Origin of the sequence: Lactococcus muris (assembly GCF_042849115.1) — a bacterium.
Classification (GTDB): domain Bacteria; phylum Bacillota; class Bacilli; order Lactobacillales; family Streptococcaceae; genus Lactococcus; species Lactococcus muris.
The window spans coordinates 13,874-39,937 of sequence record NZ_BAAFQO010000001.1 but is presented as its reverse complement, the minus strand read 5'-3'; the positions used below and the strand labels follow the sequence as shown (position 1 = coordinate 39,937).

Below are 26,064 nucleotides of genomic sequence, written 5' to 3'. Positions count from 1 at the left end.
GGCAGCAAGTAATATTCCAGGAGGTATTGTTTTTAACTCATCTCCTCAATTTGTTCCTATTGCAGGCTCAGGAGCCATAGTTTGGGGAGTAGGTTTTCAATGAACAATTATAACCGAATTTATAAATGTGTTGCAATAATTCTAATTTTAATTAGCTTATTTATCTCTTTTGTGTTGAACAGTAGTTTTTGGGGGCAATTGATATTAAATATACTGTTAGCAGCAGTTGTGATAATAAATATTATAGGTATTATTTTAGACAAAAAAAATAAAAAATAGGCAAAGCGCTATGTGAGTATCAAAAATCAAGAGTAACATTTTAATCTCAGACTGTAGCCGAACAGTCCTTTTATGATGCTCATTACGTTAAGAGGCTCGCAAATTGTTGAGCTGATTTTTGACACCCAATCTGAAAAATATTAAAACAGATTACCAGAAGACAACAGAGCTCGAATACTTATAAGCATTATGCTACTCTAAGATTGAAAGAGATGAAGGTTTATGCTTTGGCTTTGACTGGGGAAGTGTGTGTGTTCCTATGGTGGGAGTGAGACTAATTTCTCTTTTATGCGGGCAAGCTCAAGACTTAGGCAAGTAGCTTTTAGTCACTTTAAGAAGGAGGAGGGACCTGTGTCTCACACTCTATAGTCTGAGATACGTCTTTGGATGTATCTTTTTCTATACTGAACATGATATAATTTAGATGTCTGAAAATTTTAAGCTGGAATTGTTTAACTTAATAAGAAATGGATAAAGGAAGAATCATGGAATACTACCAAAAGTTTATAAAAAATGAGAAGCTACGCAGATGGATGGTCTTAGCATTTTTGGTCGTTATGCTCTATTTTTTGAGAAGCATTCTCCCACTCACGCTTTTGACCTTCGTGTTTAGCTATCTCGCTTATCGATTTGTAAGTTTTGTTGAGAGAAAAATAAAACTCCCCGGAAAAATAAGTGGTTTTATCCTTTATGGAGTAATTCTCTTTTTAGCTTATTTGGGAATTACAGAGTATATTCCTGTTTTGGTCAATCAAGTTACACATTTAATCAATGCAGTGAACAAGTTTTATCAAAGCAATAATCACGGAGGGAGTACTCTGATGGATTCGATTTATACGCTTTTCAAGGAATACAATCTTGCAGATAAAATTCAAAGCAGTTTGGGAACACTTGTTAACTATTTGACTAGTTTTGGAAAGGGATTATTGATAGTTCTTTTTGCTTTTTTAATGAGTTTCTTTTTTACGATTGATCGTAAGGAAACCAACAAGTTTTCAAAACTTTTCCTAAAAAGTGATTTTGCATGGTTCTTTGAAGACACCTACTATCTTGTCAGCAAATTCTTTACTGGATTTGGTGTAGTATTGGAAACACAGTTTATTATCGCAGTGGTTAACACTCTTTTAACGATTGTAGCACTAAGTTTCATGGGATTTCCTGAACTATTGAGTCTAGGAGTAATGATTTTCCTGCTTAGTCTTATTCCTGTGGCTGGAGTTCTAATCTCTTGTGTACCTTTATCGATTATTGGCTATTCAATTGGTGGGATTAAGGACGTTATTTTGGTTTTACTGATTATAGCCCTGATTCATGCTCTGGAATCTTATGTGCTGAATCCACATCTTATGGCGCACAAGGCAAAGCTGCCGATGTTTTATACCTTTGTCATTCTTTTTTTAGGGGAACATTTCTTTGGCGTTTGGGGGTTAATTGTAGGTATTCCAATTTTTAACTTTGCTTTAGATTTACTCGGCGTTAAAGAGATTCCGATTAAAAACATAAAAAAATAATTTTGAGTACTCTGAGTTTTTTGTCACACTTTTGAAGTGAAAGGGCAGAGCTATAAAAAAAGTCAGTAAAATGTTACAATTACAGTGTATGCTTTTTCTCTTTCGTGTGGAAAGAAGAGGGTGAATAAGAGAAAAGAGCTTATTACTGATAAGAAAAGGATAAAAAAATAAATGACACTACCTACAGTAGCTATTGTTGGCCGACCGAATGTTGGGAAGTCCACAATTTTTAACCGTATTGCTGGGGAACGTATCTCGATTGTTGAAGATGTTCCTGGAGTGACACGTGACCGTATTTATGCCACAGGCGAGTGGCTGAATAAAAAATTCTCACTTATTGATACAGGAGGGATTGAACTTTCGGATGAGCCTTTCATGACACAAATCCGTGCCCAAGCAGAGATTGCGATGGAAGAAGCGGATGTCATTGTTGCCGTTGTGGATGGCGAAACAGGGATTACAGATGCTGACGAACATGTGGCGCAAATCCTCTATCGAACAGACAAACCAGTTATCCTCGTTGTCAATAAAGTGGATAACCCTGAACGTCGCATGGAAATTTTCGACTTCTACTCACTCGGACTTGGAGAACCTTATCCAGTATCCGCTGTTCACGGCTTGGGAACAGGGGATCTTCTTGATGCAATCATTGAAAATCTCCCAACAGAAACAGAAGAAGAAAATCCAGATGTCATCAAGTTCAGTTTGATTGGTCGACCAAATGTTGGTAAATCGAGTTTGATTAATGCCATTCTTGGAGAAGAGCGTGTCATTGCCAGCCCTGTGGCAGGTACAACGCGTGATGCGATTGATACAAGTTTTACGGATGCTGAAGGGCAAGAGTTCCTCATGATTGATACAGCAGGGATGCGTAAATCAGGGAAAATTTATGAAAACACAGAAAAATACTCTGTGATGCGCGCCATGCGTGCCATTGATCGGAGCGATATTGTCCTCATGGTTATCAATGCAGAAGAAGGAATTCGTGAATATGACATGCGCATCGCAGGTTTCGCGCATGATGCCGGCAAGGGAATTCTTCTCGTGGTCAACAAGTGGGACACACTTGAAAAAGATAACTACACCATGAAAAAATTTGAGGAAGATATCCGCTGGAAATTTAAATTTCTTGATTATGCGCCGATTGTGTATGTTTCAGCTAAAACAGGTCAACGTCTCCACAAACTTCCAGATATGATTAAGGAAATTCATCATTCTCAAAATCTCCGTATTTCAAGTTCTGTCTTGAATGATGTCATTATGGATGCGGTAGCGATTAATCCGACACCGACAGATAAAGGGAAACGTTTGAAGATTTTCTATGCAACACAAGTTGCAGTGAAGCCCCCAACATTTGTAATCTTCGTTAATGAAGAAGAACTCATGCATTTCTCTTATATGCGCTTCTTAGAAAATCAAATCCGTAAAGCCTTTGTCTTTGAAGGTACACCGATTCATTTGATTGCACGTAAGCGTAAATAATAAAAAAGCTTGAAGTTAATTTTCAAGCTTTTTATCATAACTTATCGGCACTTCACGCAGACATGTCTCAATACCCAAGAATAATATGAGCCACTAAGGGTGCAAAAATAACATACATAATCCCAGTTACACCAATAGCTAAAGCTCCCATTGCACCTTGAACTTTTCCCAGTTCAATGGCAGTACCTGTGCCCACAGCATGTCCAGTGCCGCCAAGAACGACACCTTGGGCAACAGAATCTTCAATTTTAAAGAGTTTCATCAATGACACACCAAGAACACTGGTTAGGATTCCGGTAGCCACGACGACCACAACCGTAATCGTTGTAACACCTTGCATTTTTTCCGTTATTCCAATAGCCATAGCAGTGGTTACAGATTTTGGAAAAAGAGACAAGGAAGCTAATTTTGATAAACCAAAAAATTTTAACAATAAGGCTGTAATAACTGTATTGATAAGGGCAGCAGCAGCGATACTGATTAAAATAGAGCGTGCATGGTGTTTCATAAGCTGAAAGGTTTTATACAAAGGAATACCTAAGGCAACAGTTGAAGGACCAATCAAGTCATTTAATATCGCGCCTCCTTTGTAATAATTCTCATAGGGTATTTTAGCTACCACCAAAATCAAAATAATAACGAGAGTAGCAAAAAGCAAAGGATTTGTCCAAGGTTTACGTATATTTTCATTGATACGTACACCAACAATAAATATTAAAAGTGTCAGAGTTAATCCAAACAGCGGGCTAGAAGTAATGGTATCCATCAGTGTACCTCTCTTTTATTTTTTAATAATTCAGGTTCGAGGTAATCCCCCTCATATTTGACTTTGATAAATTGAACCAAATGACCTAAAACAAAGACATTCACGATAAGGGCAAGAAGAATAATCAAGGCTATTTGCCACCAAAAGTTGGAAATTAAGGGCCATTTGGCCATGATGCCCACTCCAGCAGGTAAGAATAAAATCGTCATGTTATTGATTAAGAAGCTTCCAACTTCATCCACATCGGTGAATTTTAAAACCTTAAATTGCAGCGCAAGGAATAAAAAAATCATTCCTAAAATACTTCCGGGAATAGGAAGATGCAAACTGTTCGATAGCGTATCTCCCGCAAAAGAAAAACCAAAAATAATAAGTAATTGAAAATAAATTTTCATAAAAATCTCCTATAAATTACACTCTTTTTATCATAGCCCTTTAAGACCAGATTATCAAGAATTTTAAGAAGGAGCCACAGAATGCCAAGGAAGATATCTAAAGTACTTCATGGAAATAAGGGCAGTATTTGAGCAGATGTCCGTGGGAAATTTTTTTCATAATCACGGGGCTTGACATCGAGTTAAAATATGTTATAATAGGTCTAAATAAAAACTACTAGAAAGGAGCGTTCGAGGGAGCGCTCTTTCTGTGTTGTTTTCTGAAAGGAGAAGAGATGTCAGAAACACTTGTGAAAACAGTGGAGGAATTCATCTTGCCTCACTTACCAGAGGAGTTTGAACTTATCGATGTCGAGTGGGAGAAGCTTGGCGGGGATATGGTTTTGCGACTCTTGGTAGACAAGGCGGAAGGAATTACCATTCAAGACACAGCAGACTTAAGTGAAATTCTTTCGCCCTTGCTGGATACTATTTCACCAGACCCCTTCCCGACAGAGGGTTATATGCTTGAAGTAGTCAGTCCTGGTGCTGAACGTCCACTTAAAAAGGCTGAGCATTTTCGAGATGCTGTTGGTGATTATATTCTTGTAAAGCTTTATCAAAAAATCGAAGGCGAAAAAGAATTCGTTGGTGATTTGGTGAAGTACGAGGATAACATCTTGACTGTTGAGTATATGGACAAAGCCCGTAAGAAAACAGTTGAAATTCCAGCAGATAAGATTTCAAAAGCAACGACTTTGGTTAAGCTTTAAGAAATCTTGACACTAAAAATAAAAATTAAAATATTTTCCAAAAAACGCAAGAAAGAGGAAAAAGCAAAATGAGCAAGGAAATGCTTAACGCCTTTGCAATGCTAGAAGAAGAAAAAGGCATTAAACAAGAGATAGTTATTGAAGCTATTGAGCAAGCTATCACGGCAGCTTATAAACGCCAATATGGTCAAGCGCAAAATGTAAAAGTTATTTTTGATGAAAAAAAAGGGAACTTCAATGTTTATTCGACACGTGAAGTCGTTGATGAAGTCTTTGACAGTCGTCTTGAAATTTCGCTTGAAGATGCCCAAGAACTTAACCCACATTATGAAATTGGCGACAAAATCATGTTTGAAGAAAAACCAAAAGATTTTGCACGTACAGCAGCTGGTGCGGCCAAGCAAGTAATTATGCAAAAAATGCGTGAAGAAGAACGCACAATCATCTATAACGAGTATAGCCGTTATAAAGATGAAATTATCACAGGAACAGTTGAAAAAGTTGATGCACGTGCCGTTTATGTTAACTTGGGACGCGTTGATGCACTCTTAACAGCAAAAGATCGTATCAGTCAAGAAAGTTATCATGTTGGAGACAAGGTTAAAGTCTATGTGACGGATGTTCTTTTGACTCCTAAAGGTACGCGTGTATTTATTAGCCGGACAGCACCAGATATGCTCAAACGTATGTTTGAAAAAGAAATTCCTGAAGTTTACGATGGAACAGTGGAAATCAAATCGGTTGCGCGGGATGCAGGCGATCGTGCGAAAGTTATCGTTGAGAGTCATGATGAGAATGTGGATGCCATAGGTACTATGGTTGGTACAAAAGGCGCACGTATTCAAGGAATTATCCGTGAGCTTTCGGGGGAAAAGATGGATATCATCGAATACAATGCCGACAAAGCAACACTGATTGCTAATGCGCTCAAACCTGCACGCATCGAACAGGTGGCGATTCGTGAAGATGGTTCAGCAATTGCAGTTGTTGCTCAAGATCAATTGTCATTGGCTATCGGTAAACGAGGCCAAAACGTCCGCCTTGCAGCCCATGTTACTAATTGTAAAATCGACATCAAGTCAGAAGAAGATTTCCAAAAAGAAATGGTTGAGCTTGATGCACTTGTTGAAGAAGTGGATGAATTTACAGAAGAAGTTGCTGAAGCTGTTTTAGAAGAAGCAAGCACTGAAGAATAAGCCTATGAAACAAAGAAAAACTCCCATGAGAAAATCAGTAGTATCTGGTGAACAAATCGCGAAACGAGACCTTTTACGTATTGCTTTTAACAAAGAAGGGGAAATTTCTATTGACCCGACAGGAAAAGCACATGGACGAGGGGCTTACATTGCTTTATCCAATGAAGAAGCACAACTTGCCAAAAAAAGACGTGTCTTTGATCGTACATTCAGTACAAAAATCGCAGATGAGTTTTATGATGAACTGATCAATTATGTTGAACACCAAGTCGCGCGCCGTGAGTTAGCAGGAGCTACATACTCGGTAGACTTAGCACCGGATTACGACTAATATGGATAGTACAAAACAAATATTAAACTTACTCGGTCTTGCCAAGCGTGCAGGAAAAGTTATCACAGGCGAGGAGCTAGTCGTCAAAGCCATTCAAATAGGTAGAGCAAGCTTAGTTTTCGTCGCGCATGATGCTTCCGAGAATTTAATCAAAAAAATCACCGATAAATCGAGTTACTATGAGGTAAGCGTGTTACAAACGTTCTCAGTAAATGAACTGTCAATGGCAATTGGAGCTAACCGAAAGGTATTAGCTATTGCTGATGATGGATTTGCAAAGAAAATGGAGAGCCTTATGACTAACTAAAAAATAAGGAGGGCAACATTGTCTGATAAAAAACGAATTAATCAAATCGCAAAAGAAACAGGATTGAAAAATGCTGAACTTGTGTCAGCAGCACAAGAATTGGGAATGGCTGTTAAAGCTCACTCAAGTTCGGTAACAGAAGCCGAAGCAGAAAAAATCATTGCACATGTCAAATCAGGCGTGATGGCAAGTGAGAATGCCTCACTCTCAGTAAAAAATGCTGACTCAAAAGCCGGGAAGAAAAAAGAGGATGCACCACGCACATTTGCAGGGAAAGCGGTTGTTGAAGATCCTGCCATCCTAGCGCGCATTAAAGCTAAAGAAGAGGCAGAAAAGGCTGCGAAACTTGAGGCAGAAGCTAAAGTTGAGCCAAAAGTAGAAGAAACCCAAGCAGTAAAACAAGAACAAACAGTGCCAAAAGTAGAGAAAAAATCAGAAGCTCCAGCAACGAAAAAGCAAGAAGATAAAACTACTGAGCCAGTGAAAGAAGAACCGAAAAAAGCATTGGATAAAAAACCAAGGATTCAGATTAAAGTTGTAAAACGTGCAGAAGACATCAAAAAAGAAGCAGCGAAGAAAGATGCTGCTCGTCAAGAACTCCGTCAAAATGATCGCCGTAACAACGACAACCGCCGTGGAGGCCAAGGACGCAATCAAAACGATAACCGTCGCAAAAATGATAACCAAAATCGCGGAGGCAAGTTTGAAAGCACCCCTTCAGCAGAAGTATTCACTGCTCCAGTAGCTCCAGCTAAGAGTAATAGCCGTCGAGACCGTGAGCGCAAGAAAAATGAGCACAACAAAACTTCAGAAGGCCGTCGCCCAGGTGGACCACTTCGCGTTAATGATAGCCGAAATCAAGTCCGTAATGCACGCAACTCAAATTGGAATCAAAAGGGCCGTCGAGGGAAAAATCAACAATCGACTGCTCCAGTATCTACACGTAAATTCCATGAATTACCAGAATCAGTAGAATATGCTGAAGGGATGAATGTTCAAGACATTGCTAAAGCTATCAAACGTGAACCAGCAGAAATCATCAAAAAACTTTTCATGATGGGGACAATGGTTAATCAAAATCAATCTCTTGACGAAGATACCTTAGAATTGATTCTCATGGATTATGGCATTACGCCTATTAAAAAAGTTGAAGAAGATGCATCTGATATTGAGCGTCTCTTTGTTGAAGAAGGCTATCTGAACGAAGAGGAGATGGTGGAACGTCCAGCAGTTGTTACGATTATGGGGCACGTCGATCATGGTAAAACAACCTTGCTTGATCGCTTCCGTGAGTCACGTGTCACTGAAGGAGAAGCTGGTGGTATCACGCAGCATATCGGCGCTTATCAAATCAAAGCGGGAGATAAGAAGATTACCTTCTTGGATACACCTGGACATGAGGCTTTCACAAGCATGCGTGCACGTGGTGCCTCAGTAACAGATATTACAATTTTGGTTGTTGCTGCTGATGATGGTGTCATGCCGCAAACGATTGAAGCCATCAACCACTCAAAAGCTGCTGGAGTTCCGATTATCGTTGCGATTAATAAAATTGATAAGCCAGGGGCTAATCCGCAACGTGTTATTCAAGAGCTGGCTGAACATGGTGTAATGTCACAAGCTTGGGGTGGAGAATCTGAGTTTGTTGAAATTTCAGCCAAGTTCAATCAAAACCTTGATGCTCTTTTGGAAACCATCTTGCTTGTTGCTGAAATACAAGAACTCAAAGCAGACCCAACAGTACGTGCGATTGGTACAGTAGTTGAAGCACGTCTGGATCAAGGCCGTGGTGCTATTGCAACACTTTTAGTACAACAAGGTACACTTCATATGCAAGATCCAATCGTTGTTGGTAATACTTACGGACGTGTACGGACGATGACGAATGACCTTGGCCGTCGTATCAAAGAAGCCTCACCGTCAACGCCAGTCGAATTGACAGGTTTATCTGATGTACCACAAGCTGGTGATCACTTCGCTGTTTTTGAAGATGAAAAATCTGCACGAGCAGCCGGTGAAGAACGTGCCAAACGTGCCCAACTGATTAAACGTCAAAGCACGCGCCGTGTCAGTCTTGACAATCTTTTTGATACTCTTAAAGAAGGACAAGTTAAAACTGTTAATATCATCATTAAGGCAGACGTGCAAGGGACAGCGGAAGCCTTAGCGGCCTCTCTTCAAAAGATTGATGTTGAAGGTGTAAAAGTGGATATCGTCCATGCTGCTGTAGGTGCTATCAGTGAGTCAGATGTGTCACTAGCTGCAGCCTCAAATGCGATCATTATCGGTTTCAACGTACGTCCAACAGGTCTAGCGCGTGAGCAAGCAGAACATGAAGATGTAGATATTCGTCTCCACAGCATCATCTATAAAGTTATTGAGGAAATCGAAACAGCCATGCGTGGTATGCTTGATCCTGAATACAAAGAAGAAATTATCGGTGAAGCAGTTGTTCGTGAAACATTTAATGTTTCTAAAGTTGGTACTATTGCTGGCTTTATGGTCATTCGTGGTAAAGTTCAACGTGATGCCAGCGTTCGTGTAATCCGTGATGGTGTTGTTATTCATGACGGAGCTATTGCTAGCTTGAAACACTATAAGGATGATGTGAAAGAAGTTGGTAATGCACAAGAGGGTGGTTTGATGATTGAAAACTACAATGACATTCTTGTCGATGACACTTTCGAAGTCTATAAAATGGTTGAAATTAAACGTTAAGGATAATTTCTATAAAAAAATAAAAAAGGAGAATAAGTATGGGCACTTCCTTCCGCAGTGATCGTGTGGCTGTTGAAATTCAACGTGAAATTAATGACATTTTACGCCACAAGATTCGCGACCCCCGCGTTCAAGAAGTGAATATCACAGATGTTCAGGTGACTGGTGATTTGAGTCAAGCTACCGTTTACTATAGTCTGCTTTCAACTCTTGCCAGTGACAATGAAAAAGCTAAGAAAGGTCTGGAAAAAGCTACGGGTCTTATTAAGCGCGAATTAGCGCAACGTATGACCATGTATCGCATCCCGGATTTGAAGTTTGCCAAAGATGAATCTGTCGAATACGGTTCAAAAATCGATGAACTTCTCCGCAATTTGAATAAATCAGAAGAGTGATCCAAAAAATAAGCCTTAAGTTTTGAAGGCTTATTTTTTTAGAGAGAAGTTTGAAGTAATAAAGGAACTTAAAGATTATCCTGTCCGTAGGTTTACAGTAATTCATAGGAGTGTACCAACCTGAAAAAATTTTATTTTTATCGAAGGCAAAACCGATGAAAACGATGCGCGAAAGATATAGAATCTATTTATGTGTTATAGATACCGGAAATTTCCAAATATGTGCTATAATGAACGAAGTGATAATAAACAGTTGAGGAGAAAAAATGTCAGTAGAACCTTTATTTCTAGATTCCGTATTGCAAGAGAAACTCTGGGGTGGCGAACATCTTAAAAGCTTTGGTTATGATTTACCTTCCGATAAAATTGGAGAATATTGGGCAATTTCGGCTCACCCACATGGTGTATCAACCATAAAAAATGGTCAATTTTCTGGGCAAAAGCTTGATAAGGTATTTGATCAGCATCGTGAGCTTTTTGGTAATACTGATGAGAAAGTCTTTCCACTCCTGACAAAAATTTTGGATGCTAATGATTGGCTTTCTGTCCAAGTTCATCCGAATGACGAATATGGTATGAAACATGAGGGAGAGCTCGGAAAAACCGAATGCTGGTATATCATTTCTGCAGAAGAAGACTCTGAAATTATTTATGGTCATAATGCAACATCCCGTGAAGAACTGAAGAAAATGATTCAATCTGCTGACTGGAGTCACCTCCTTCGCAAAGTGAAAGTCAAAGCCGGAGACTTTTTTTATGTACCAGCAGGAACGATGCACGCTATCGGTGCGGGCATTGTTATCCTGGAAACACAACAATCCAGTGATACGACTTACCGTGTATATGACTTTGACCGCAAAGATGACCAAGGCAATCTTCGTGAGTTGCATATCCAGCAGTCTATTGATGTGCTACATATCCCAGGAGACCAAACACCAGAAAATAAGATTCAGGTCATTAAGGGAGAGAATGCTGACTTAAGTACCTTGGTCAACTCAGAGTTCTTTGATGTTTACAAATGGTCAATCCATGGTAGACAAGCTTTTGAAGCAAGAGCAGACTATATGCTGGTTTCAGTTCTTGAGGGGCAAGGGGAACTTATTGTGGCAGACAATACTTATCCACTATCGAAGGGAGACCACTTTATTCTTCCTACAGGCATTGATAAATGGGAACTTTCAGGAAATATGGAAATTATTGCAAGTAATCCAGTCGCCCACTAATAGAAAAGCGAAACGTCTTTACGGACGTTTTTTTATGTATAATTTTAGATTTTAAACAAAGCATGCCATATTTGGCTTTCAGAATCATCTGAATATTGTCTTAAATTCAGCCTTGCTTAAGGTTGGCTTGTTAAGCTTTTCTCAAGAACATAGATGAAAGCCTTTTCGTGAAAGGAGCAGAAAATTTAGAAGAGGGATTTGCAAATGAGTGAGCTAGAAAAAAATAGTTCAATTCAAAGTTGAGAAAGGAAGAACTTATTGAACAAAAAATTAAAGAAAGTTATGATTATGAGCATTTCAGGACTAACTTTGTTATCAGCAACGTTACCCTCAGCAGTTGGTGTAGTTCAAGCAAATGATGTAAATTTAGTGCAAGAGCGAGCTCCAGAAAAATTTGAGATTTACAATGATACCGTACACCTCGATATTACAGAAGATATAAAAACTGATGTTGCCTTGTCTGACCAAGATCAAAAAATAGCCGATGCTATCGCAGATTTTTATTCATTTGATAAAAATGGTAATGCTCAGTTTAATGCAACAGTCAAGGATTTAACTGCCCTTGGGATTTCAGAAAAAGATGCGAAGTTGATTATCGCAGATGCAGGTAATGTACAAGAGAGCCCCCTGCGTGCTCGGGGATTTGTAGGACTACATATTAACTTAGGACCAAGAGTTCGGTCAATGAATGCTTGGGCAGCGGGCCTTTATGCGGGAGGACAAGTTAAATTTGCATTAAAAATTTTTGCAACAACCCCACATACGGCAGGTGTCGTTGCTATTATTGCAGGAGGTGTTGTAGGAGCTGTTCGAGAGGCGGTACAAAATAGAGTTCGCCGTGTAAGTGTCGGTGTCTACATTCCACGTGTCTCTTTGTCTCGAACAGTATCACTTCCATAATGCCTATGAGTAAAAATAAAAACCGTGCTTATTATGTCTTTACATTTGTAGTGATTTTTTCTGTGTTGCTTCTGTTTTCTGAGCGGATGACACTTATAGAGATGGTTCTTCTCTTCTTTATCTCTATTCCCATATATGCTTTAGGAATCTATCATGGCAAAAAGAAACAAAGGCTCAGAGCATTACACCGCACAAAAAAAGCTCAAGAACGAAAAGATGAAGAAGATCGTTCAGAAAAATTAAATAATGAAATGAAGTAAGAGGGATTAAGAAAAGAGGTTGTAGGGTCTGAAACTGCTGAAAATCAATACTAAATCATGAAAGCAAAACAGTGGAATAGCTTCAACTACACGGTTCTATTTTTATAGATTTTGGATAAGCAGGGCTTTTCATCAGCATTGAAAACTGTCTTATCCTTTTGTTTTCAACACGATACTTCAGGACTAAATAAATCATTTTTGTTTCACTTTATTTTGATTTGAGCCATTTTTAAGAAATAAGCAGTACAATACATATGTTCCGATAAAATTTTTTCATAAAACTCCTTACTCTTCCGTGACAATATGGGAGAGTTTTTTCTTGAATTCAACTCCTCGAAATTATGAGGATAAAATGTGGTTTTACAAGAAGCTTGATAGAGCGAGGAGTAAAATATATGGAAGGGGAGATTTTCAAACAAAATATTTTCATGAAATCAAGCCACACATATAAACACATCATTATCCTGGAACAGTCCGAAGGTTTTCTTGATTAGATGAGTTTAGTTTCACATTTATAATGATAATATGATATAATATGTTCTGAAGTGTTTTGCTTCTATTTGGAGAATTACTCAAGAGGCTGAAGAGGTACGCTTGGAAAGTGTATAGGTGGGTAAAACCGCGCATGGGTTCGAATCCCATATTCTCCTTAAAATATTTCTTTAGGATTTACTTATCAAGAAGATTTAATGGAAATTTTTTTATTTACCCATAAATTTGCCCCTTTTCATTTTAAGGAGTTAATATTTTGACGGAAATTATAACTGCAGCCATTACTTCAGTAATTGGTGCAATTGTTTCTTTTTTTGTTCTAAGGATACAATTAAGAGAGGAGAAACTGGCTTTCCTGTCCTTTGAAGAACGATATTCTAAGATAAAAAATATGGGAGATACTTCTGCGTTTAATGTATCCATATACAGAATTACTCCCAATCTAGATAAAAAAGATTCTATTGTGTCCCTTATTCATAACATTAGGACTATAAAAGTAAATGAAGAAGTTAAGCTAAATAACTCCGAGGATAATCTTCCCATTGGACACAATGACTATTATATTTTGCAGTTCCTTTGCTTAAACGGAAAATACTATCATCAAATATATCAAATAAATACTGGACGTGGTGATGCGGGAGAGCTAAGAATACCAATTAAAGTCTCTATGAAAAAAACGTTCCCAACTTATTCAATAGATAAGGAAAAATTTTTCATACCAAGGAAGATAAGAAAGCTTACAAAAAGAGTAAAGCGATTAGAAAAAGAATCCTAGTTAGTATTAACTAGGATTCTTTTTCTAAAGACTACTAATTTTATCAAATCCCTTATTTTCAATCTCCCTAAATAAATGTCTATAGGTTCTCTAACAAAGTGGCCTAATACTTTTGCAGTAACATATTCTCCTTCTGCATTGGATTTCTGAAGAAGAATCATTCAAAAATCACAAAAACGGAACCTTGACATCCAGGTTCCATTTTTTATTCTGGCTTCGAGCCAGTCGGCAACGAAGTTGACGATGAAAAAACCACCCGTTGAACGGGTGGCTGATAAGGCTTATAGCCTCCATTTCTTTCTCCTAGTATAATTAGAGTGTTCAGGCTCAAAAAGAAGGAGAAAGAAATGGCAAAAACTAGCTACAGCTTATCACATACCAAATGGATGTGCAAATATCATATCGTTTTTACTCCAAAGTATAGACGAAAAGTGATTTATAATAATGTTCGTTCAGACTTTCATGATTTATCGGTAGCTTTTTCAAAACAATTGCTTTTGATGATCCCTGCCAGATTCGAACTGGCGATTCAGACTTAGGAGGTCCGGGTTATATCCAATTTAACTAAGGGATCAGAAGACTCCTTCAAGGAGCCAGAGATTAATTTTTGTCTGCTTCAAAGACGATTCCAGCGCTTTGGCGCATCATATAACTTGTTTCTGAAACATCTTGGGCCAGTTGATGCAAAGATTTATAAAGTGCATGCGCGGCTGGCGTTGACTTCGTTTCGATAATTTCAGCGAAGTGGAGTGCCTCATCGTAGAGAGAGTGTTTTGGAGGGGTGATTTTAAGGACTTCCTTGCTGCCATCATATTTGATAAATTTGGCAGAGGTAATTGCATGAACACCATCCAAAATTAAAGTACCTTGGTCTGTATAAATCTCGGATGAAAGATAGCTTGTTAGATTTCCAGCGCATTTGATAGCGACTTTAAAATCCCCATAGTCTAGGCTACCAATACCAGAAATATCTACACCACTCGGTAAAATTACGGCATCATAGCAGGCAGATTGCGGTTTATCAAACCAGTAGATAGCTGCATAGAGCAAATAAACGCCTAAGTCAGCAAGCAACCCACCAGAAAATTTACTGTTAAATTTATTAGGAAGTTTCCCAGCTAAGAGAGCAGGCATTTTAGAAGAATATTTTGAATAGGTAAAATCAGCGCCCACTATTTTTTTGTCCGCTAAGAACAAGTTGATTGTCTCAAAAGATGCTTCATGGATGTTTCGTGCAGCTTCAAAAAAGAGAACATTATTTTCATCTGAAAGCCTAATGATTTCAGAGAGTTCTTGCGGATTTGAAAAAGCTGGTTTTTCTACAATAATATTCTTTCCAGCTAAAATTGCTGCTTTGGCTTGCTCAAAGTGGATAGCGTTAGGACTTGCAATGTAGACAATGTCCAAATCATGCTTAAAAAAATCATCTAAGTCATCATAAAGTTCAACGTCATCAAAGTCCTCAGTAAACGACACTGCACTTTCAAGATTACGCGAGTAAACAGCTTCAAGGCTATATTTTTTTGTGAGGTGGGCCGCTTCTACAAAAGAACCGCTAATCCACCCTGTACCGATAATTCCAAGTTTAAGCATCATACTCCATTTCCTATCTGAAATTTACTAAATCTATTATAGCAAATTTTTTCGTAAAACTCATGTAAAATTTGTGATGCTGAATATGAAAAGTATCTTTTTAATTTCAAGGGATACAGGAGAGAAGCAATTATTGAGAATGTCACTTTTCATTGGAACTTGAATGATAATGATAATAGTATATAGCGCATATAAAAACGAATAGGATTTTGGGAGGCGTTTCAAAACTGAATGAACTTTAGTTTTGTGATAAAATTAAGTGGAATAACACAATATCCGTGAAGAGAAACTAGAGTGGATATGTAAAGTATGGAGAAATGATTTTGAAAAAACCATTGATTATCGGTGTGACAGGGGGATCAGCAAGTGGAAAAACCAGCGTCTCCCATGCTATTTTATCTATGTTTAAGGATGAAAAGATTGCTATGATTGAGCATGACAGTTACTATAAAGATCAATCACAGCTGACATTTGAAGAACGTACAAAAACAAACTATGATCATCCATTAGCCTTTGATACGGACTATCTGATTGCTCAGTTGAAAGAGCTGCAAAATGGGCGTGCCGTTGATATTCCGACCTATGATTATGCCAAGCACACACGAAGTGAAAAAACTTATCGTCAAGAACCTGTAGATGTCTTGATTGTAGAAGGAATCTTGGTTTTAGAAAATGAAAAGTTACGTAATTTGATGGATATTAAAGTCTTTGTAGATACGGATGATGATGTGCGTATTATTCGTCGTATTCGTCGTGATATTGAGGAACGCGGCAGAACTTTAGATTCTGTAATCACGCAATACATGACCGCTGTTAAACCAATGTATCACCAGTTTATTGAACCAACCAAACGTTATGCTGATGTGATTATTCCAGAAGGCGTGTCAAATACTGTCGGAGTAGATATTTTAACGACCAAGATAGCAAGTATTTTACATGAAGAATAATATAGAAACAATTGGAAGACTTTCTTTTTATTAATGACAATTACTGGCTGGAAGGATTTTACCTAAAGTGCTGCTTATCTTAGTAGGGTCTGGTACAGTTGTAAATCAAATGCTATAGAATAAAAGATGTGAAATACAATACGATATTTCACATCTTTTTTTGAGGTGAATATTATGGTATTTACTTTGTTCTTAAATTGCCAATCGTCTTGAAAAAGTTTCCTTTAGTGAATAGATTTTATTAAAAATAACTATTTTTATCATAAATGATTGTTTAAATAGCTATAAAATGGCAACTTTTTATACTTGAAACTTTCTAACTAAAACATGATAATATTATTGTCGGCATTGCTCAATCAGAGATAAAATTACTGAATTGTATTTATACTTTCATCACTTAAACCTTAAGAATGGATGACACCATATGCTTCTAGAGTTGCTCATTTATTCTTTTTGTAGAAATAGAAAGGAGAAAAATGAAAAAAGCAAAACTCTTTAATTCTGCTAAAGCAGGATGCCCAACATATTACAGTTGGAGTACAACTGGATTGGTAAAATAATTATCGGAAATAAGCAACATTACATTTTCATTTATAAACATTGTCATTTGTCAAGAAAACTTCCCTTTTTGGGTATAATGGGAGTAGGTATGACGTTCTAGAGAGACTTTTTGAACATCTGCGAGAAATGGCGCATATCTACACAAAGAAGACTGTCAAAGGAATACAGATGTTGTCGGTAAATAGGTTGCTGGTGCTGATATGGTGTATGATGGATTGTATATATAATTTAACAACATCTTATTGTTTCTAAATGCAGTGTGATTGTTTAGCGGGCTCTATTATAGAAAATAGAGCTTTTACTGTGGGCGGCACCATAGTCGATTGTCAAGGTATTAAGCAGGTTGTCTTTTAAAAATAAGTCTATGTTTGTTGAGAATGTTTCAGCTTCTTAAAACGGAGTGGGGGCTGGAAATGGTTTTTCAAGGCTCGGTTAATTAAGAAATAACTGCTTCTTATGGACGTGCATTCAAGCAGGGTTCCAAGAGATAATAAGTGGACAATGCTTTGTGATAGGGCGAATAATCTGGCTACTCTCATGGTTCTCGGAGTCGGTTGGAGGTAAGCTTAGCCTTGCGTTGACAAAGCTGAGTAAATATAAAAAACGATAAGATAGTCCTGAGTCTTTGGAGGATTCTTTGATTTCTGGCCGTTTAATCAAGCTTATCACGGTCGAAATTTCACGTTTCATTTTGCAGTTTCAGCAATTGCATCCTAATATCCAAAAAAACGTTTACATAAGTAGGCATTTTTTGTGACTTTGTGATATAATCAATAATGAAATTCTAAAAATAGTAAAAGGAAGAATTATGGAACTCTTTGAATCGCTCAAACAAAAAATTTCTGGCAAAGGTCTACAAATTGTCTTTCCAGAGGGAACCGATGCACGTGTTCTCGGCGCTGCTAACCGTCTCTATGCAGACAAGCTCATTACGCCCGTGTTTATTGGGAATATTTCGGAAGTAACAGGGACTTTGATTTCTCGTGGGATTAATCCAGAAGGTTTCCAAATCTACGATCCGTTGAACTGTAGTCGTTTTGAAAAGATGGTGGAAATTTTTATTGAACGTCGTAAGGGTAAGGTGACTGAGGAGCAGGCGCGTGAAATTTTGAAAGACCCAAATTATTTTGGAACAATGCTTGTTCACATGGGAATCGCAGATGGTATGGTTTCAGGAGCAGTTCACTCAACGGCAGATACTGTACGTCCAGCTTTGCAAATCATCAAGACGAAACCAGGGGTGAAGTCTGTATCCGGTGCCTTTATCATGGTTCGTGGTCGCGATGATAATGAAAAATATATCTTCGGAGACTGTGCGATTAATATTAATCCAGATGCGAACACTTTGGCAGACATTGCTGTTGCTTCGGCAGAAACAGCAAAACTTTTCAATATTGAGCCAAAAGTTGCGATGCTTTCATTCTCAACAAAAGGTTCAGGGAAGTCAGATGATGTGACGAAAGTAGTTGAAGCAACCGCTCTCGTAAAAGAAGCACATCCAGAAATTGATGTTGATGGTGAACTGCAGTTTGATGCGGCTTTCTCCCCTGCTGTAGCACGACAAAAAGCACCAGAAAGTTCAGTTGCTGGCCATTCAAATGTCTTCATCTTCCCAGATATCCAATCTGGGAATATCGGCTATAAAATTGCGCAACGCTTGGGGAACTTTGAAGCGATTGGTCCAATCTTACAAGGCTTGAATGCACCAATCTCTGACCTTTCTCGTGGAAGTAATGAGGAAGATGTTTATAAACTTGCCATCATTACAGCAGCGCAAGCACTCAAATAACACAGAAGTATTCAAAAAATCATGACGCTGTCGTGGTTTTTTATTATCATTCTTTCTGCTTTAGCAGATTAGAATGATAATACGCAAGGAGCGCAGCGAGTGGTGAACCATTTGTACATTCTTTCTGCTTTAGCAGATTAGAATGATAATACGCAAGGAGCGCAGCGAGTGGTGAACCATTTGTACATTCTTTCTGCTTTAGCAGATTAGAATGATAATACGCAAGGAGCGTAGCGAGTGGTACCCCATTTGTGCATTCTTCTTAGAGAAAGAAGTGGGGTCTAAGCCTTGTGCTCTTATTTGAAATATGCTGCTTTAGTATTAGTTTAAGCTTATAGTTATAAAATACAGTCATTAAAACAACGGAGAAAAGATGAAACGAGCGAAAATTTGTGCCTTAATTGGGAGTGCTTTTACGACCCTTATTGCTGTATTAATGATGTTTGCCTTTATTCGATTCATAGTTAACTGGGAGGTCAAAGACTTAGAAGTGACCTTGTCTATTGCGGGGCATAGTGGGATCTTTTTGCTGAAACTCTTTGCCTTAATCCTTGTTATTGTCATGTCCATTATGATTGTAAATTGGGTTGCTTTTATTCGTATGGATCGTCCAACTGGTGGAATATGGCAGTTTTACCAGTTGATTATTGGCAGCTTTTATATTTTGGTTTCACTTGTGGACTTGCATGTTATGGTAGTTACTTTACCGTTAGGACTGTGCTTTGTCTTGTCTTTTATTTTAGCCCGTATGGACAGTGTATGAGAGCTTATCGTAGTAAGCTCTCTTTTCCTTTATGGTTAATACCAAAAATAAACAAAATTTTGGTATAATAACTAAGTTAATACTAAAAATTAGGAGGAATTTTTATGTTTGAGCTTCAAACTAAGCTTAAAGATGAATTCGGTATAAAATTTGCCGATGAAGAGTTATTAGAAATAGCTTTTACTCACTCGAGCTACACGAATGAAGAACGCCTCCCAAAGGTTGCAAACAATGAACGTTTGGAGTTTTTGGGAGACGTCGCACTGTCTTTAATCATCTCAGAATATCTTTACCGTACTTATCCAGATAAACTTGAAGGTGAATTATCGAAGATGCGTTCTAGCATTGTCCGCACAGAATCTTTAGCTAACTTTTCGCGTCAGTGTGAATTTGGTCGTTTTTTACGCCTAGGAAATGGTGAAGAAAAAACAGGTGGCCGTAATCGTGACACAAATCTGGAAAATTTATTTGAAGCATTCCTTGGTGCTCTTTTTCTTGATGCAGGGATGGAAGAGGTAAGGCGTTTTATCAACCGTGTTGTTATCCCACATGTGAAAGCAGATGATTATTTTAAGGTAATCGATTATAAGACCACTTTACAAGAAGTCTTGCAGGCAGATGGTGAGACAGTAATTGAATATAAAATTTTGGAAGAAACTGGTCCTGCCCATGCGCGCGAATTTGTGTCCGCGGTTTACAATAATGGTGAAGAACTTGGTCGCGGGCGTGGAAAGTCAAAGAAACTTGCTGAACAAAAAGCAGCAGAAAATGCAATAAAAGGTCAAATTCATGTATCTTAAAAAAATGGAAATCGTCGGCTTCAAGTCTTTTGCCGACCGTACAAAAATCGAATTTGATCAGGGAGTCACAGCGGTTGTAGGACCTAACGGGTCAGGAAAGTCAAACATTGTTGAGGCATTACGCTGGACTTTGGGAGAACAGTCTGCCAAGTCGCTTCGTGGTGGGAAAATGCCTGATGTCATTTTTTCTGGAACGGCTAAAAGAAAAGCTTTGAATTATACAGAAGTCATTGTCACTTTTGATAATTCAGATCAATACCTTGTTGGCTATGAAGAAGAAAGCGAAGTAACAATTACAAGGCGCTTGTATCGCAATGGGGATTCTGAGTTTTTAATCAACGGACGAAAATGTCGTTTGAAAGATATTCATGAGCTTTTTACGGATACAGGCTTAGGGCGGGACTCGCTTTCCATCATTTCTCAAGGACGTATCGAATCAGTTTTTAACTCTAAACCAGAAGAGCGGCGTGCCATCTTTGAGGAAGCAGCAGGAGTACTTAAATATAAGACACGCCGCACTGAGACAGAAAGCAAACTAAAGACGACACAAGATAATCTTGACCGTTTAGAAGATATCATCTTTGAGCTGAATGGTCAGTTGACGCCTCTCCGTGCACAACGTGATGTTGCATTGCGCTTTCAAGATTTAGAGGCAGAGCGTTCAGAGCTAGCTCTTTCTGTCCTTGTTGCTCAGCTTTTAGATGAAAAAGAAAAATACGAAAAAGCTAAGAGTGACCTTAGTAAAACCGAGTTGGAGCTGGAAAGATTAAAGGGGCAGCAAAATAACTATGAATCAGAGCTTGTTCAGCTGAAAAAATCACGTTTGAAAGTAGAGAGCGAGCAAGAAAAACTTCAGCATAATAGCTTGACTTTAACGGAGCTAAAAGCAGAACTGCAACATAAAATAGAGGTTTTTGACTTACAAAAATCAACTTCTGAAAAATCAGAAGCAGAGCGGAAAAGTCGGATAGATGAGCTGGGTGTAAAACTCCTTGAAGTAACAAACAAAAGGAAAGAAGCCGAGCAGAAAAAAACACACTTGAAAGATCAGGAAGTTAAAGCTCAGGTTCAACTCCAACAGTTAGAAAAAGAGCTGGCACGTTTTTCTGAAAATCCAGAAAGCTTGTCTGAACGTCTTCGTGAAGATTATTTGAAACTCGTACATCACGAAGCCGAGCTCTCCAATCAACTGACTAAAAATAAGGTGGAATTTGAAAATATTTCACGTCGTCTCATGGAATCCGATGAACATGTACGAGAAAATACGGAAAAATTCCAAGCTGTGTCTGCAGAATTAACCCAAATTGAGAAATCGTTGAGCGATTTAACTCAGCTTATACATCTTTTAGAAAAAGAATTGGAAGAAAAGTCCGAAGAAGAAGCACAGCATGCTGAAAATGAACGTCACGTGCAGAACATCATGTATGACCAGATGCAACAGCTGAGTAAATACAAGGCTAATCTGGCAAGTATGGAAAATATCCGTGAGAGTCACAGTAACTTCTTTCAAGGGGTTCGTGCCGTAATGACACAAGCTTCAAACCTAGGTGGGATAGTTGGAGTTGTTGCGGAACTGCTGACTTTTGATAAGAAATATACGACGGCTATTGATATTGCCTTGGGGGCTGGAAGTCAAAATATTATTGTTGAAGACGAAGAGGCAGCGAAGGCAGCCATTGCCTACTTACGTGAAAAACGTTTAGGACGTGCCACTTTCCTGCCCTTGACAACGATTAAACCACGTGAATTTCGTAATTATGAGCGTCTAATAAATATGGAAGGCTTTATTGATACAGCCTTAAATCTTGTTCATTTTGAGCCGCGCTTGCAGCGCGCTATGGCCAGTTTACTGGCAACTACAGCAATTGTTGATACAGCAGAACATGCCAGTCAAATTGCAAGAGCGATGAACTACACGATTCGCATTGTAACTTTAGACGGCACGCAGATTAATCCAGGAGGTTCTTACTCAGGAGGAGCCGCAAAGCGTAACAATACAACTTTTACAAGTACAGAAATTGAACACTTGACTGAAGTTATCGCCTTAGCAGAAAGTAAGCTCAAAGCAGTGGAGAACAAGTTGCAAAAACAGCAAGCTGTGAGACAAAATTTGCGAAATCATGTGGCGGAGTTGCGTTCAGATATTCAAGAAAAACGCCTGTCTGAGCAAGCGTTACAACTGCAGCTCAAACAACTGTCAGAGCGAAAATCAGACCTTGCAACCTTGGTGGCTGGAGCTGAGAGTACAGAATCACACCAAGTACTGCAAGAACTGACAGAAGAAAATGAAAAAATTTCACTGGAGTTGAAAAAAATTGATGAAGAAAAGCAAGCTCTGGATGGTCAGCTAGAGGATGTAAAATCAAGCAGTCAAAGTTTCAATGCGCTTAAGACAGAAAAAAGCAATGCTTATCATGAGAGTAAAATGTTACTTTCAAACCTAAAAAATGAATTGCGCTTTATGCAAACGGAATTTGACCGCTTGAGCGAAGAGCAAGTTCTTATTCAATCAGAGATGACTAAGCTGGAAGCTGCAAACTCAACTCAGATTGATGAAGAAAGCCGTAATCGCTATGCCAAGAGACTGGAGGAAGCAGAAGCAAAACTTCAGGAATGCAATGTGACATTAGTCAGCTTACGCTTTGAACGCGAGGATTTACAAGCTCAAATGGAGGAGCTAGAAGAACAAAATCATGAGTTACTTGAACAAAACCAAGCTCTTAATAATCAAAAAGCGCGTTTAGAAGTAAAAATTGAACAGGCAGAAAAGCTTTTAAAAAATCGTCAAAACATACTTTTTACTGAATATGAGATGAGTTTTGATGAGGCAAAAGCAAAAGCTAATTCACTTGATAACCTAGCCGAGTCAGAGCACCAACTTCGCCAGCTTGAACGTCAAATCCGTGCACTAGGTCCAATTAATCTGGATGCTATTACGCAATTTGAAGAAGTAAACAAGCGTCACACCTTTTTAAGTGGGCAGAAAGATGACCTTCTGGAGGCGAAAGACTTGCTTCTTGGAACGATCCAAGAGATGAACGAAGAAGTTGAAATTCGTTTCAAATCAACCTTTGAGCAGATTAGAGAAAGTTTTCAACTGACTTTTTCACAAATGTTTGTGGGCGGAGAGGCAAACCTAGAGCTGACCAGCACGAACTTACTCGAAGCTGGTGTAGAGATTAAAGTGCAACCACCGGGTAAAAAATTAGCAAGTCTCAACCTTATGTCGGGTGGCGAAAAGGCTCTGACAGCCTTGGCCTTAATTTTTGCTATCTTGCGTGTCAGAACCGTTCCTTTTGTCGTTCTAGATGAGGTTGAAGCAGCTTTAGATGAGGCGAATGTAAAACGTTTTGGTGATTATATGAATCATTTTGATAACTCTAATCAATTTATTGTCGTCACACATCGTCGAGGGACAATGGCAGCAGCTGGTACGATGTACGGTGTAACAATGGCAGATGCAGGTGTCTCCAAAGTTATTTCTGTGCGCTTAGAGGATGATATTTAGTAGAAAATGGGTAGGTCGTAAAAAACTTAAGCTTAACTCAAGACTCATCTGGTAAAATTATTCCTAATGTAAAAAAGGAATCTACTCTTGTGCAAATAAAAAATAAATTGAGGTTAACCTTGAAAAAATTATTCAACAGTTTTAATACACGGCTAGGTTTAGTTTGCTGGTCGACCTTCTTTATTTGGGTCAAAACCATGATTGCTTATTTCTCTGTTTTTAAGGGATTAAACTCTTCAAAGCTTGCAGATTATTTGTTAGTCATTGTTAATCCGATAGGCTTCACAGCAATTTTCTTTAGTTTAGTATTGTTTGTCAAAAGGAAGCAACTTTTCTATTTGGGTCTGCTCCTTATGAACCTTATCGGGAACCTGCTCGTTTATGGGAATGTTCTCTATTACCGAGAATTTTCGGATTTTCTTACTTTAAATACACTTACAGGTGGAGCAGGTATGGTAGGTAAAGGTTTTGACCTAGGAGCAATTGCTGTTTCATGGGTTGACCTTGTTTTCTGGATTGACCTTGTCCTTATCCTCATCCTTTTCCTTACGAAAAAGATCAAAATGGATGAACGACGTCCAACAACGCTCTATGCTTTTAAAATTTTCAGCGTATCTGTGATGATTTTCGGCTTGAACTTCTGGATGGCAGACTTGACAGAACATCGCTTAGTTTCACGCCAAGCGCAATATGATGCGACTTATATTGTACGTTATCTGGGTTTGGGTCCATGGTTAGCAACAAACAGTTGGTATACGCATGTATCTAATGAAACGCGAGCCATGGCCTCAAAAACTGACTTCACTAAGGTTCAAAATTATATCCAAGAAGAACGCTATCTTGCCCCCAACGATGAGATGTTCGGTATTGCTAAAAATCGCAATGTCATTGTAATTCATCTTGAGTCCCTGCAGCAAGATGTCATCAATATGAAAGTAAACGGTGAAGAAGTTACACCTTTCCTGAATTCACTTTATAACAATAATCCTTCTGTTTATTCTTTCTCTAATTTCTTCAATCAAGTTGGACAAGGGAAAACATCAGATGCGGAAACAATGCTTGAAACGTCTACATTTGGCTTAGCCTCAGGTTCACTTTTTTCAAGTCTGGGCAGCACACAGACCTTCCAAGCCATGCCGGCCATCTTGCAGCAAAAAGAGGGTTACTCTAGTGCAGTCTTCCACGGAAACGTTGGGTCCTTCTACAGCCGTAACAATGTTTACCGCAATATGGGTTATCAAAATTTCTTTGACCAATCTTTCTTTAATCTCACACCGGATAACTCAACGGCTTGGGGCATAAAGGACAAGTATTTCTTTAAGGATTCTATTCCGTATCTTGAACAGTTACAACAACCTTTTTATGTGAAATATCTGACTGTTACGAATCACACGCCTTACACAGGGCTGAAAGATTTTGAAATAAATCCGAAACTTTTAGAGGGAGGATCTGGCAACTCAGTTGTTGATAATTACTTTGTAACTGCAAATTATTTAGATTCATCAGTTAAAGATTTCTTTGATTATTTGAAAAAATCAGGACTTTATGAAAAATCGATCATTGTCCTTTATGGCGATCACTATGGTATTTCTGGTTCAGATACAAAATACTATGCACCATTTATTGGTAAAAATGCAGAAGACTGGACAGAGTACGATAACACAATGATGCAGCGTACACCATTCATGATTGATATTCCGGGACAAACAACAGGACATATCAGTGATGAGTACATCGGTGAAATTGACGTTATGCCAACCTTGGAACACTTGTTAGGAATTTCAACCAAGGATTATATCCAGTTTGGTCAGGATGCATTTGCACCAAATCGTGAGCAATTTGTAGCGCTTCGAAATCGTGGTTTTGTTACGCCTACAATCACTAAGTCAAGTGCAACAAGTTCTGTTTATCATGATACAAAAACAGGAGAAGTTTTGACGCTGACAGAGCAGCAACAAAAGTATGTGGACAGTATTCAGGAAAAAGTTAATCAGATGTTAGACATGTCTGATACTTTCAATACGGAAGACTTGCTGCGCTTCTATACGCCACCAGGATTTGAACCGGTGCAACCAGGAAGCTTTAGTTATGGCGTAAACTCAACACGGGAACGTTTGAGAAAGGAACAAGATGTGCTGAAAGCACGTTCGACATCCCTTCTGTCAGAAAATCAGGGCGTTTCTTCTGTGAATCTCTTTAATGATCCTGTATTGGCAGCTCAAAAGGCACAGGAAGAAGCTGAAGCAGTGAAAAATGCGGAAAAGGACGGCACAAATAGAACATCTTCCACAGCTAAAAAAGTTGAGAAAGGAAAGTAAACT

The 26,064-nt window shown here is 38.5% G+C and carries 21 protein-coding genes, 2 tRNA genes and 1 pseudogene; 20 read left to right on the top strand and 4 right to left on the bottom strand.

Annotated features, from left to right (window positions below; all coding sequences use genetic code 11):
* The first annotated feature begins 764 nt into the window (after positions 1 to 764).
* Together ACGHCK_RS00165 and der are read left to right on the top strand one after the other, a co-directional pair.
* On the top strand, positions 765 to 1,790 hold the full coding sequence (locus tag ACGHCK_RS00165; RefSeq protein ID WP_251421944.1) for an AI-2E family transporter: 1,026 nt from the start codon (positions 765 to 767) through the stop codon (positions 1,788 to 1,790).
* Between the two features lie 171 nt (positions 1,791 to 1,961).
* Positions 1,962 to 3,272 (top strand): ribosome biogenesis GTPase Der, encoded by a 1,311-nt coding sequence (gene der / locus ACGHCK_RS00160; RefSeq protein ID WP_202230552.1) that lies wholly within the window; start codon positions 1,962 to 1,964, stop codon positions 3,270 to 3,272.
* Between the two features lie 67 nt (positions 3,273 to 3,339).
* Here der and ACGHCK_RS00155 read toward each other — a convergent pair whose 3' ends face one another.
* Positions 3,340 to 4,038 (bottom strand): LrgB family protein, encoded by a 699-nt coding sequence (locus ACGHCK_RS00155; protein ID WP_251421947.1) that lies wholly within the window; start codon positions 4,036 to 4,038, stop codon positions 3,340 to 3,342.
* Positions 4,038 to 4,433, bottom strand: a complete 396-nt coding sequence (locus ACGHCK_RS00150; protein WP_251421950.1) for a CidA/LrgA family protein — start codon at positions 4,431 to 4,433, stop codon at positions 4,038 to 4,040. The genes ACGHCK_RS00155 and ACGHCK_RS00150 overlap by 1 nt, the downstream gene beginning before the upstream one ends.
* Before the next feature lie 275 nt (positions 4,434 to 4,708).
* Here ACGHCK_RS00150 and rimP point away from each other — a divergent pair, with 275 nt between their 5' ends.
* From rimP to ACGHCK_RS00090, 12 genes and pseudogenes are all read left to right on the top strand, one after another.
* Positions 4,709 to 5,185 carry a ribosome maturation factor RimP gene (gene rimP / locus ACGHCK_RS00145; protein WP_202230547.1) on the top strand — a complete coding sequence of 159 codons (477 nt, stop codon included), beginning with the start codon at positions 4,709 to 4,711 and terminating at the stop codon, positions 5,183 to 5,185.
* A gap of 68 nt (positions 5,186 to 5,253) precedes the next feature.
* Entirely contained in the window at positions 5,254 to 6,381 is a 1,128-nt protein-coding gene (nusA, locus tag ACGHCK_RS00140) for a transcription termination factor NusA (protein ID WP_251421953.1), read from the top strand.
* Between the two features lie 4 nt (positions 6,382 to 6,385).
* Positions 6,386 to 6,712, top strand: coding sequence for an RNase P modulator RnpM (gene rnpM / locus ACGHCK_RS00135; RefSeq protein WP_202230543.1), 327 nt, complete (start codon positions 6,386 to 6,388; stop codon positions 6,710 to 6,712).
* A 1-nt stretch (position 6,713) separates the two neighbouring features.
* The gene (locus ACGHCK_RS00130; protein WP_251421957.1) at positions 6,714 to 7,019 is read left to right on the top strand and encodes a YlxQ-related RNA-binding protein; all 306 of its coding nucleotides are present in this window, start codon (positions 6,714 to 6,716) and stop codon (positions 7,017 to 7,019) included.
* Between the two features lie 18 nt (positions 7,020 to 7,037).
* Positions 7,038 to 9,737 carry a translation initiation factor IF-2 gene (gene infB, locus ACGHCK_RS00125; protein ID WP_251421960.1) on the top strand — a complete coding sequence of 900 codons (2,700 nt, stop codon included), beginning with the start codon at positions 7,038 to 7,040 and terminating at the stop codon, positions 9,735 to 9,737.
* A gap of 38 nt (positions 9,738 to 9,775) precedes the next feature.
* Positions 9,776 to 10,132, top strand: coding sequence for a 30S ribosome-binding factor RbfA (gene rbfA / locus ACGHCK_RS00120; RefSeq protein ID WP_202230538.1), 357 nt, complete (start codon positions 9,776 to 9,778; stop codon positions 10,130 to 10,132).
* Positions 10,133 to 10,398: 266 nt separating this feature from the next.
* Positions 10,399 to 11,355 carry a mannose-6-phosphate isomerase, class I gene (gene manA / locus ACGHCK_RS00115; protein ID WP_251421963.1) on the top strand — a complete coding sequence of 319 codons (957 nt, stop codon included), beginning with the start codon at positions 10,399 to 10,401 and terminating at the stop codon, positions 11,353 to 11,355.
* Positions 11,356 to 11,613: 258 nt separating this feature from the next.
* Positions 11,614 to 12,255 carry a hypothetical protein gene (locus ACGHCK_RS00110; RefSeq protein WP_251421965.1) on the top strand — a complete coding sequence of 214 codons (642 nt, stop codon included), beginning with the start codon at positions 11,614 to 11,616 and terminating at the stop codon, positions 12,253 to 12,255.
* 5 nt (positions 12,256 to 12,260) lie between these two features.
* On the top strand, positions 12,261 to 12,515 hold the full coding sequence (locus ACGHCK_RS00105; RefSeq protein ID WP_202230535.1) for a hypothetical protein: 255 nt from the start codon (positions 12,261 to 12,263) through the stop codon (positions 12,513 to 12,515).
* 562 nt (positions 12,516 to 13,077) lie between these two features.
* A tRNA-Ser gene (locus tag ACGHCK_RS00100) sits at positions 13,078 to 13,165 on the top strand.
* 98 nt (positions 13,166 to 13,263) lie between these two features.
* Positions 13,264 to 13,782 (top strand): hypothetical protein, encoded by a 519-nt coding sequence (locus ACGHCK_RS00095; protein WP_251421967.1) that lies wholly within the window; start codon positions 13,264 to 13,266, stop codon positions 13,780 to 13,782.
* A 347-nt stretch (positions 13,783 to 14,129) separates the two neighbouring features.
* Positions 14,130 to 14,252 (top strand): annotated as a pseudogene (locus ACGHCK_RS00090) (transposase); the annotation flags it as partial.
* 31 nt (positions 14,253 to 14,283) lie between these two features.
* Here the strand turns inward: ACGHCK_RS00090 and ACGHCK_RS00085 are convergent.
* Together ACGHCK_RS00085 and ACGHCK_RS00080 are read right to left on the bottom strand one after the other, a co-directional pair.
* Positions 14,284 to 14,356: transfer RNA gene (locus tag ACGHCK_RS00085), tRNA-Arg, on the bottom strand.
* Between the two features lie 26 nt (positions 14,357 to 14,382).
* Complete coding sequence (locus tag ACGHCK_RS00080) at positions 14,383 to 15,375, bottom strand: Gfo/Idh/MocA family protein (protein ID WP_251421996.1); 993 nt, start codon at positions 15,373 to 15,375, stop codon at positions 14,383 to 14,385.
* A gap of 317 nt (positions 15,376 to 15,692) precedes the next feature.
* On the opposite strand from ACGHCK_RS00080, the gene udk reads away from it, so the two are divergent.
* The 6 genes from udk (at position 15,693) to ACGHCK_RS00050 (ending at position 26,061) form a co-directional block, all read left to right on the top strand.
* Positions 15,693 to 16,322 carry a uridine kinase gene (gene udk / locus ACGHCK_RS00075; protein WP_237459947.1) on the top strand — a complete coding sequence of 210 codons (630 nt, stop codon included), beginning with the start codon at positions 15,693 to 15,695 and terminating at the stop codon, positions 16,320 to 16,322.
* A gap of 1,369 nt (positions 16,323 to 17,691) precedes the next feature.
* A complete protein-coding gene (gene pta, locus ACGHCK_RS00070) occupies positions 17,692 to 18,672 on the top strand; it encodes a phosphate acetyltransferase (RefSeq protein WP_202230531.1) in 981 nt (326 codons plus the stop codon).
* Positions 18,673 to 19,045: 373 nt separating this feature from the next.
* Positions 19,046 to 19,435 carry a hypothetical protein gene (locus ACGHCK_RS00065; protein ID WP_251421969.1) on the top strand — a complete coding sequence of 130 codons (390 nt, stop codon included), beginning with the start codon at positions 19,046 to 19,048 and terminating at the stop codon, positions 19,433 to 19,435.
* 104 nt (positions 19,436 to 19,539) lie between these two features.
* Positions 19,540 to 20,235 (top strand): ribonuclease III, encoded by a 696-nt coding sequence (rnc, locus tag ACGHCK_RS00060; RefSeq protein ID WP_202230528.1) that lies wholly within the window; start codon positions 19,540 to 19,542, stop codon positions 20,233 to 20,235.
* Positions 20,225 to 23,743 (top strand): chromosome segregation protein SMC, encoded by a 3,519-nt coding sequence (smc, locus tag ACGHCK_RS00055; RefSeq protein ID WP_271328188.1) that lies wholly within the window; start codon positions 20,225 to 20,227, stop codon positions 23,741 to 23,743. The genes rnc and smc overlap by 11 nt, the downstream gene beginning before the upstream one ends.
* A gap of 89 nt (positions 23,744 to 23,832) precedes the next feature.
* A complete protein-coding gene (locus tag ACGHCK_RS00050; RefSeq protein WP_394304416.1) occupies positions 23,833 to 26,061 on the top strand; it encodes an LTA synthase family protein in 2,229 nt (742 codons plus the stop codon).
* The last annotated feature ends 3 nt before the right edge of the window (positions 26,062 to 26,064 follow it).

Excerpts from the sequence above, each read along its gene's own strand:
- ACGHCK_RS00065 (WP_251421969.1), top strand. The coding sequence starts at position 19,046 with ATGAAACGAGCGAAAATTTGTGCCTTAATTGGGAGTGCTTTTACGACC.
- rnc (WP_202230528.1), top strand. The coding sequence starts at position 19,540 with ATGTTTGAGCTTCAAACTAAGCTTAAAGATGAATTCGGTATAAAATTT.
- smc (WP_271328188.1), top strand. The coding sequence starts at position 20,225 with ATGTATCTTAAAAAAATGGAAATCGTCGGCTTCAAGTCTTTTGCCGAC.
- ACGHCK_RS00105 (WP_202230535.1), top strand. The coding sequence starts at position 12,261 with ATGAGTAAAAATAAAAACCGTGCTTATTATGTCTTTACATTTGTAGTG.
- rimP (WP_202230547.1), top strand. The coding sequence starts at position 4,709 with ATGTCAGAAACACTTGTGAAAACAGTGGAGGAATTCATCTTGCCTCAC.
- ACGHCK_RS00165 (WP_251421944.1), top strand. The coding sequence starts at position 765 with ATGGAATACTACCAAAAGTTTATAAAAAATGAGAAGCTACGCAGATGG.
- manA (WP_251421963.1), top strand. The coding sequence starts at position 10,399 with ATGTCAGTAGAACCTTTATTTCTAGATTCCGTATTGCAAGAGAAACTC.
- der (WP_202230552.1), top strand. The coding sequence starts at position 1,962 with ATGACACTACCTACAGTAGCTATTGTTGGCCGACCGAATGTTGGGAAG.
- rbfA (WP_202230538.1), top strand. The coding sequence starts at position 9,776 with ATGGGCACTTCCTTCCGCAGTGATCGTGTGGCTGTTGAAATTCAACGT.
- ACGHCK_RS00080 (WP_251421996.1), bottom strand. The coding sequence starts at position 15,375 with ATGCTTAAACTTGGAATTATCGGTACAGGGTGGATTAGCGGTTCTTTT.
- udk (WP_237459947.1), top strand. The coding sequence starts at position 15,693 with ATGATTTTGAAAAAACCATTGATTATCGGTGTGACAGGGGGATCAGCA.
- ACGHCK_RS00155 (WP_251421947.1), bottom strand. The coding sequence starts at position 4,038 with ATGGATACCATTACTTCTAGCCCGCTGTTTGGATTAACTCTGACACTT.
- rnpM (WP_202230543.1), top strand. The coding sequence starts at position 6,386 with ATGAAACAAAGAAAAACTCCCATGAGAAAATCAGTAGTATCTGGTGAA.
- pta (WP_202230531.1), top strand. The coding sequence starts at position 17,692 with ATGGAACTCTTTGAATCGCTCAAACAAAAAATTTCTGGCAAAGGTCTA.
- ACGHCK_RS00150 (WP_251421950.1), bottom strand. The coding sequence starts at position 4,433 with ATGAAAATTTATTTTCAATTACTTATTATTTTTGGTTTTTCTTTTGCG.
- ACGHCK_RS00130 (WP_251421957.1), top strand. The coding sequence starts at position 6,714 with ATGGATAGTACAAAACAAATATTAAACTTACTCGGTCTTGCCAAGCGT.
- nusA (WP_251421953.1), top strand. The coding sequence starts at position 5,254 with ATGAGCAAGGAAATGCTTAACGCCTTTGCAATGCTAGAAGAAGAAAAA.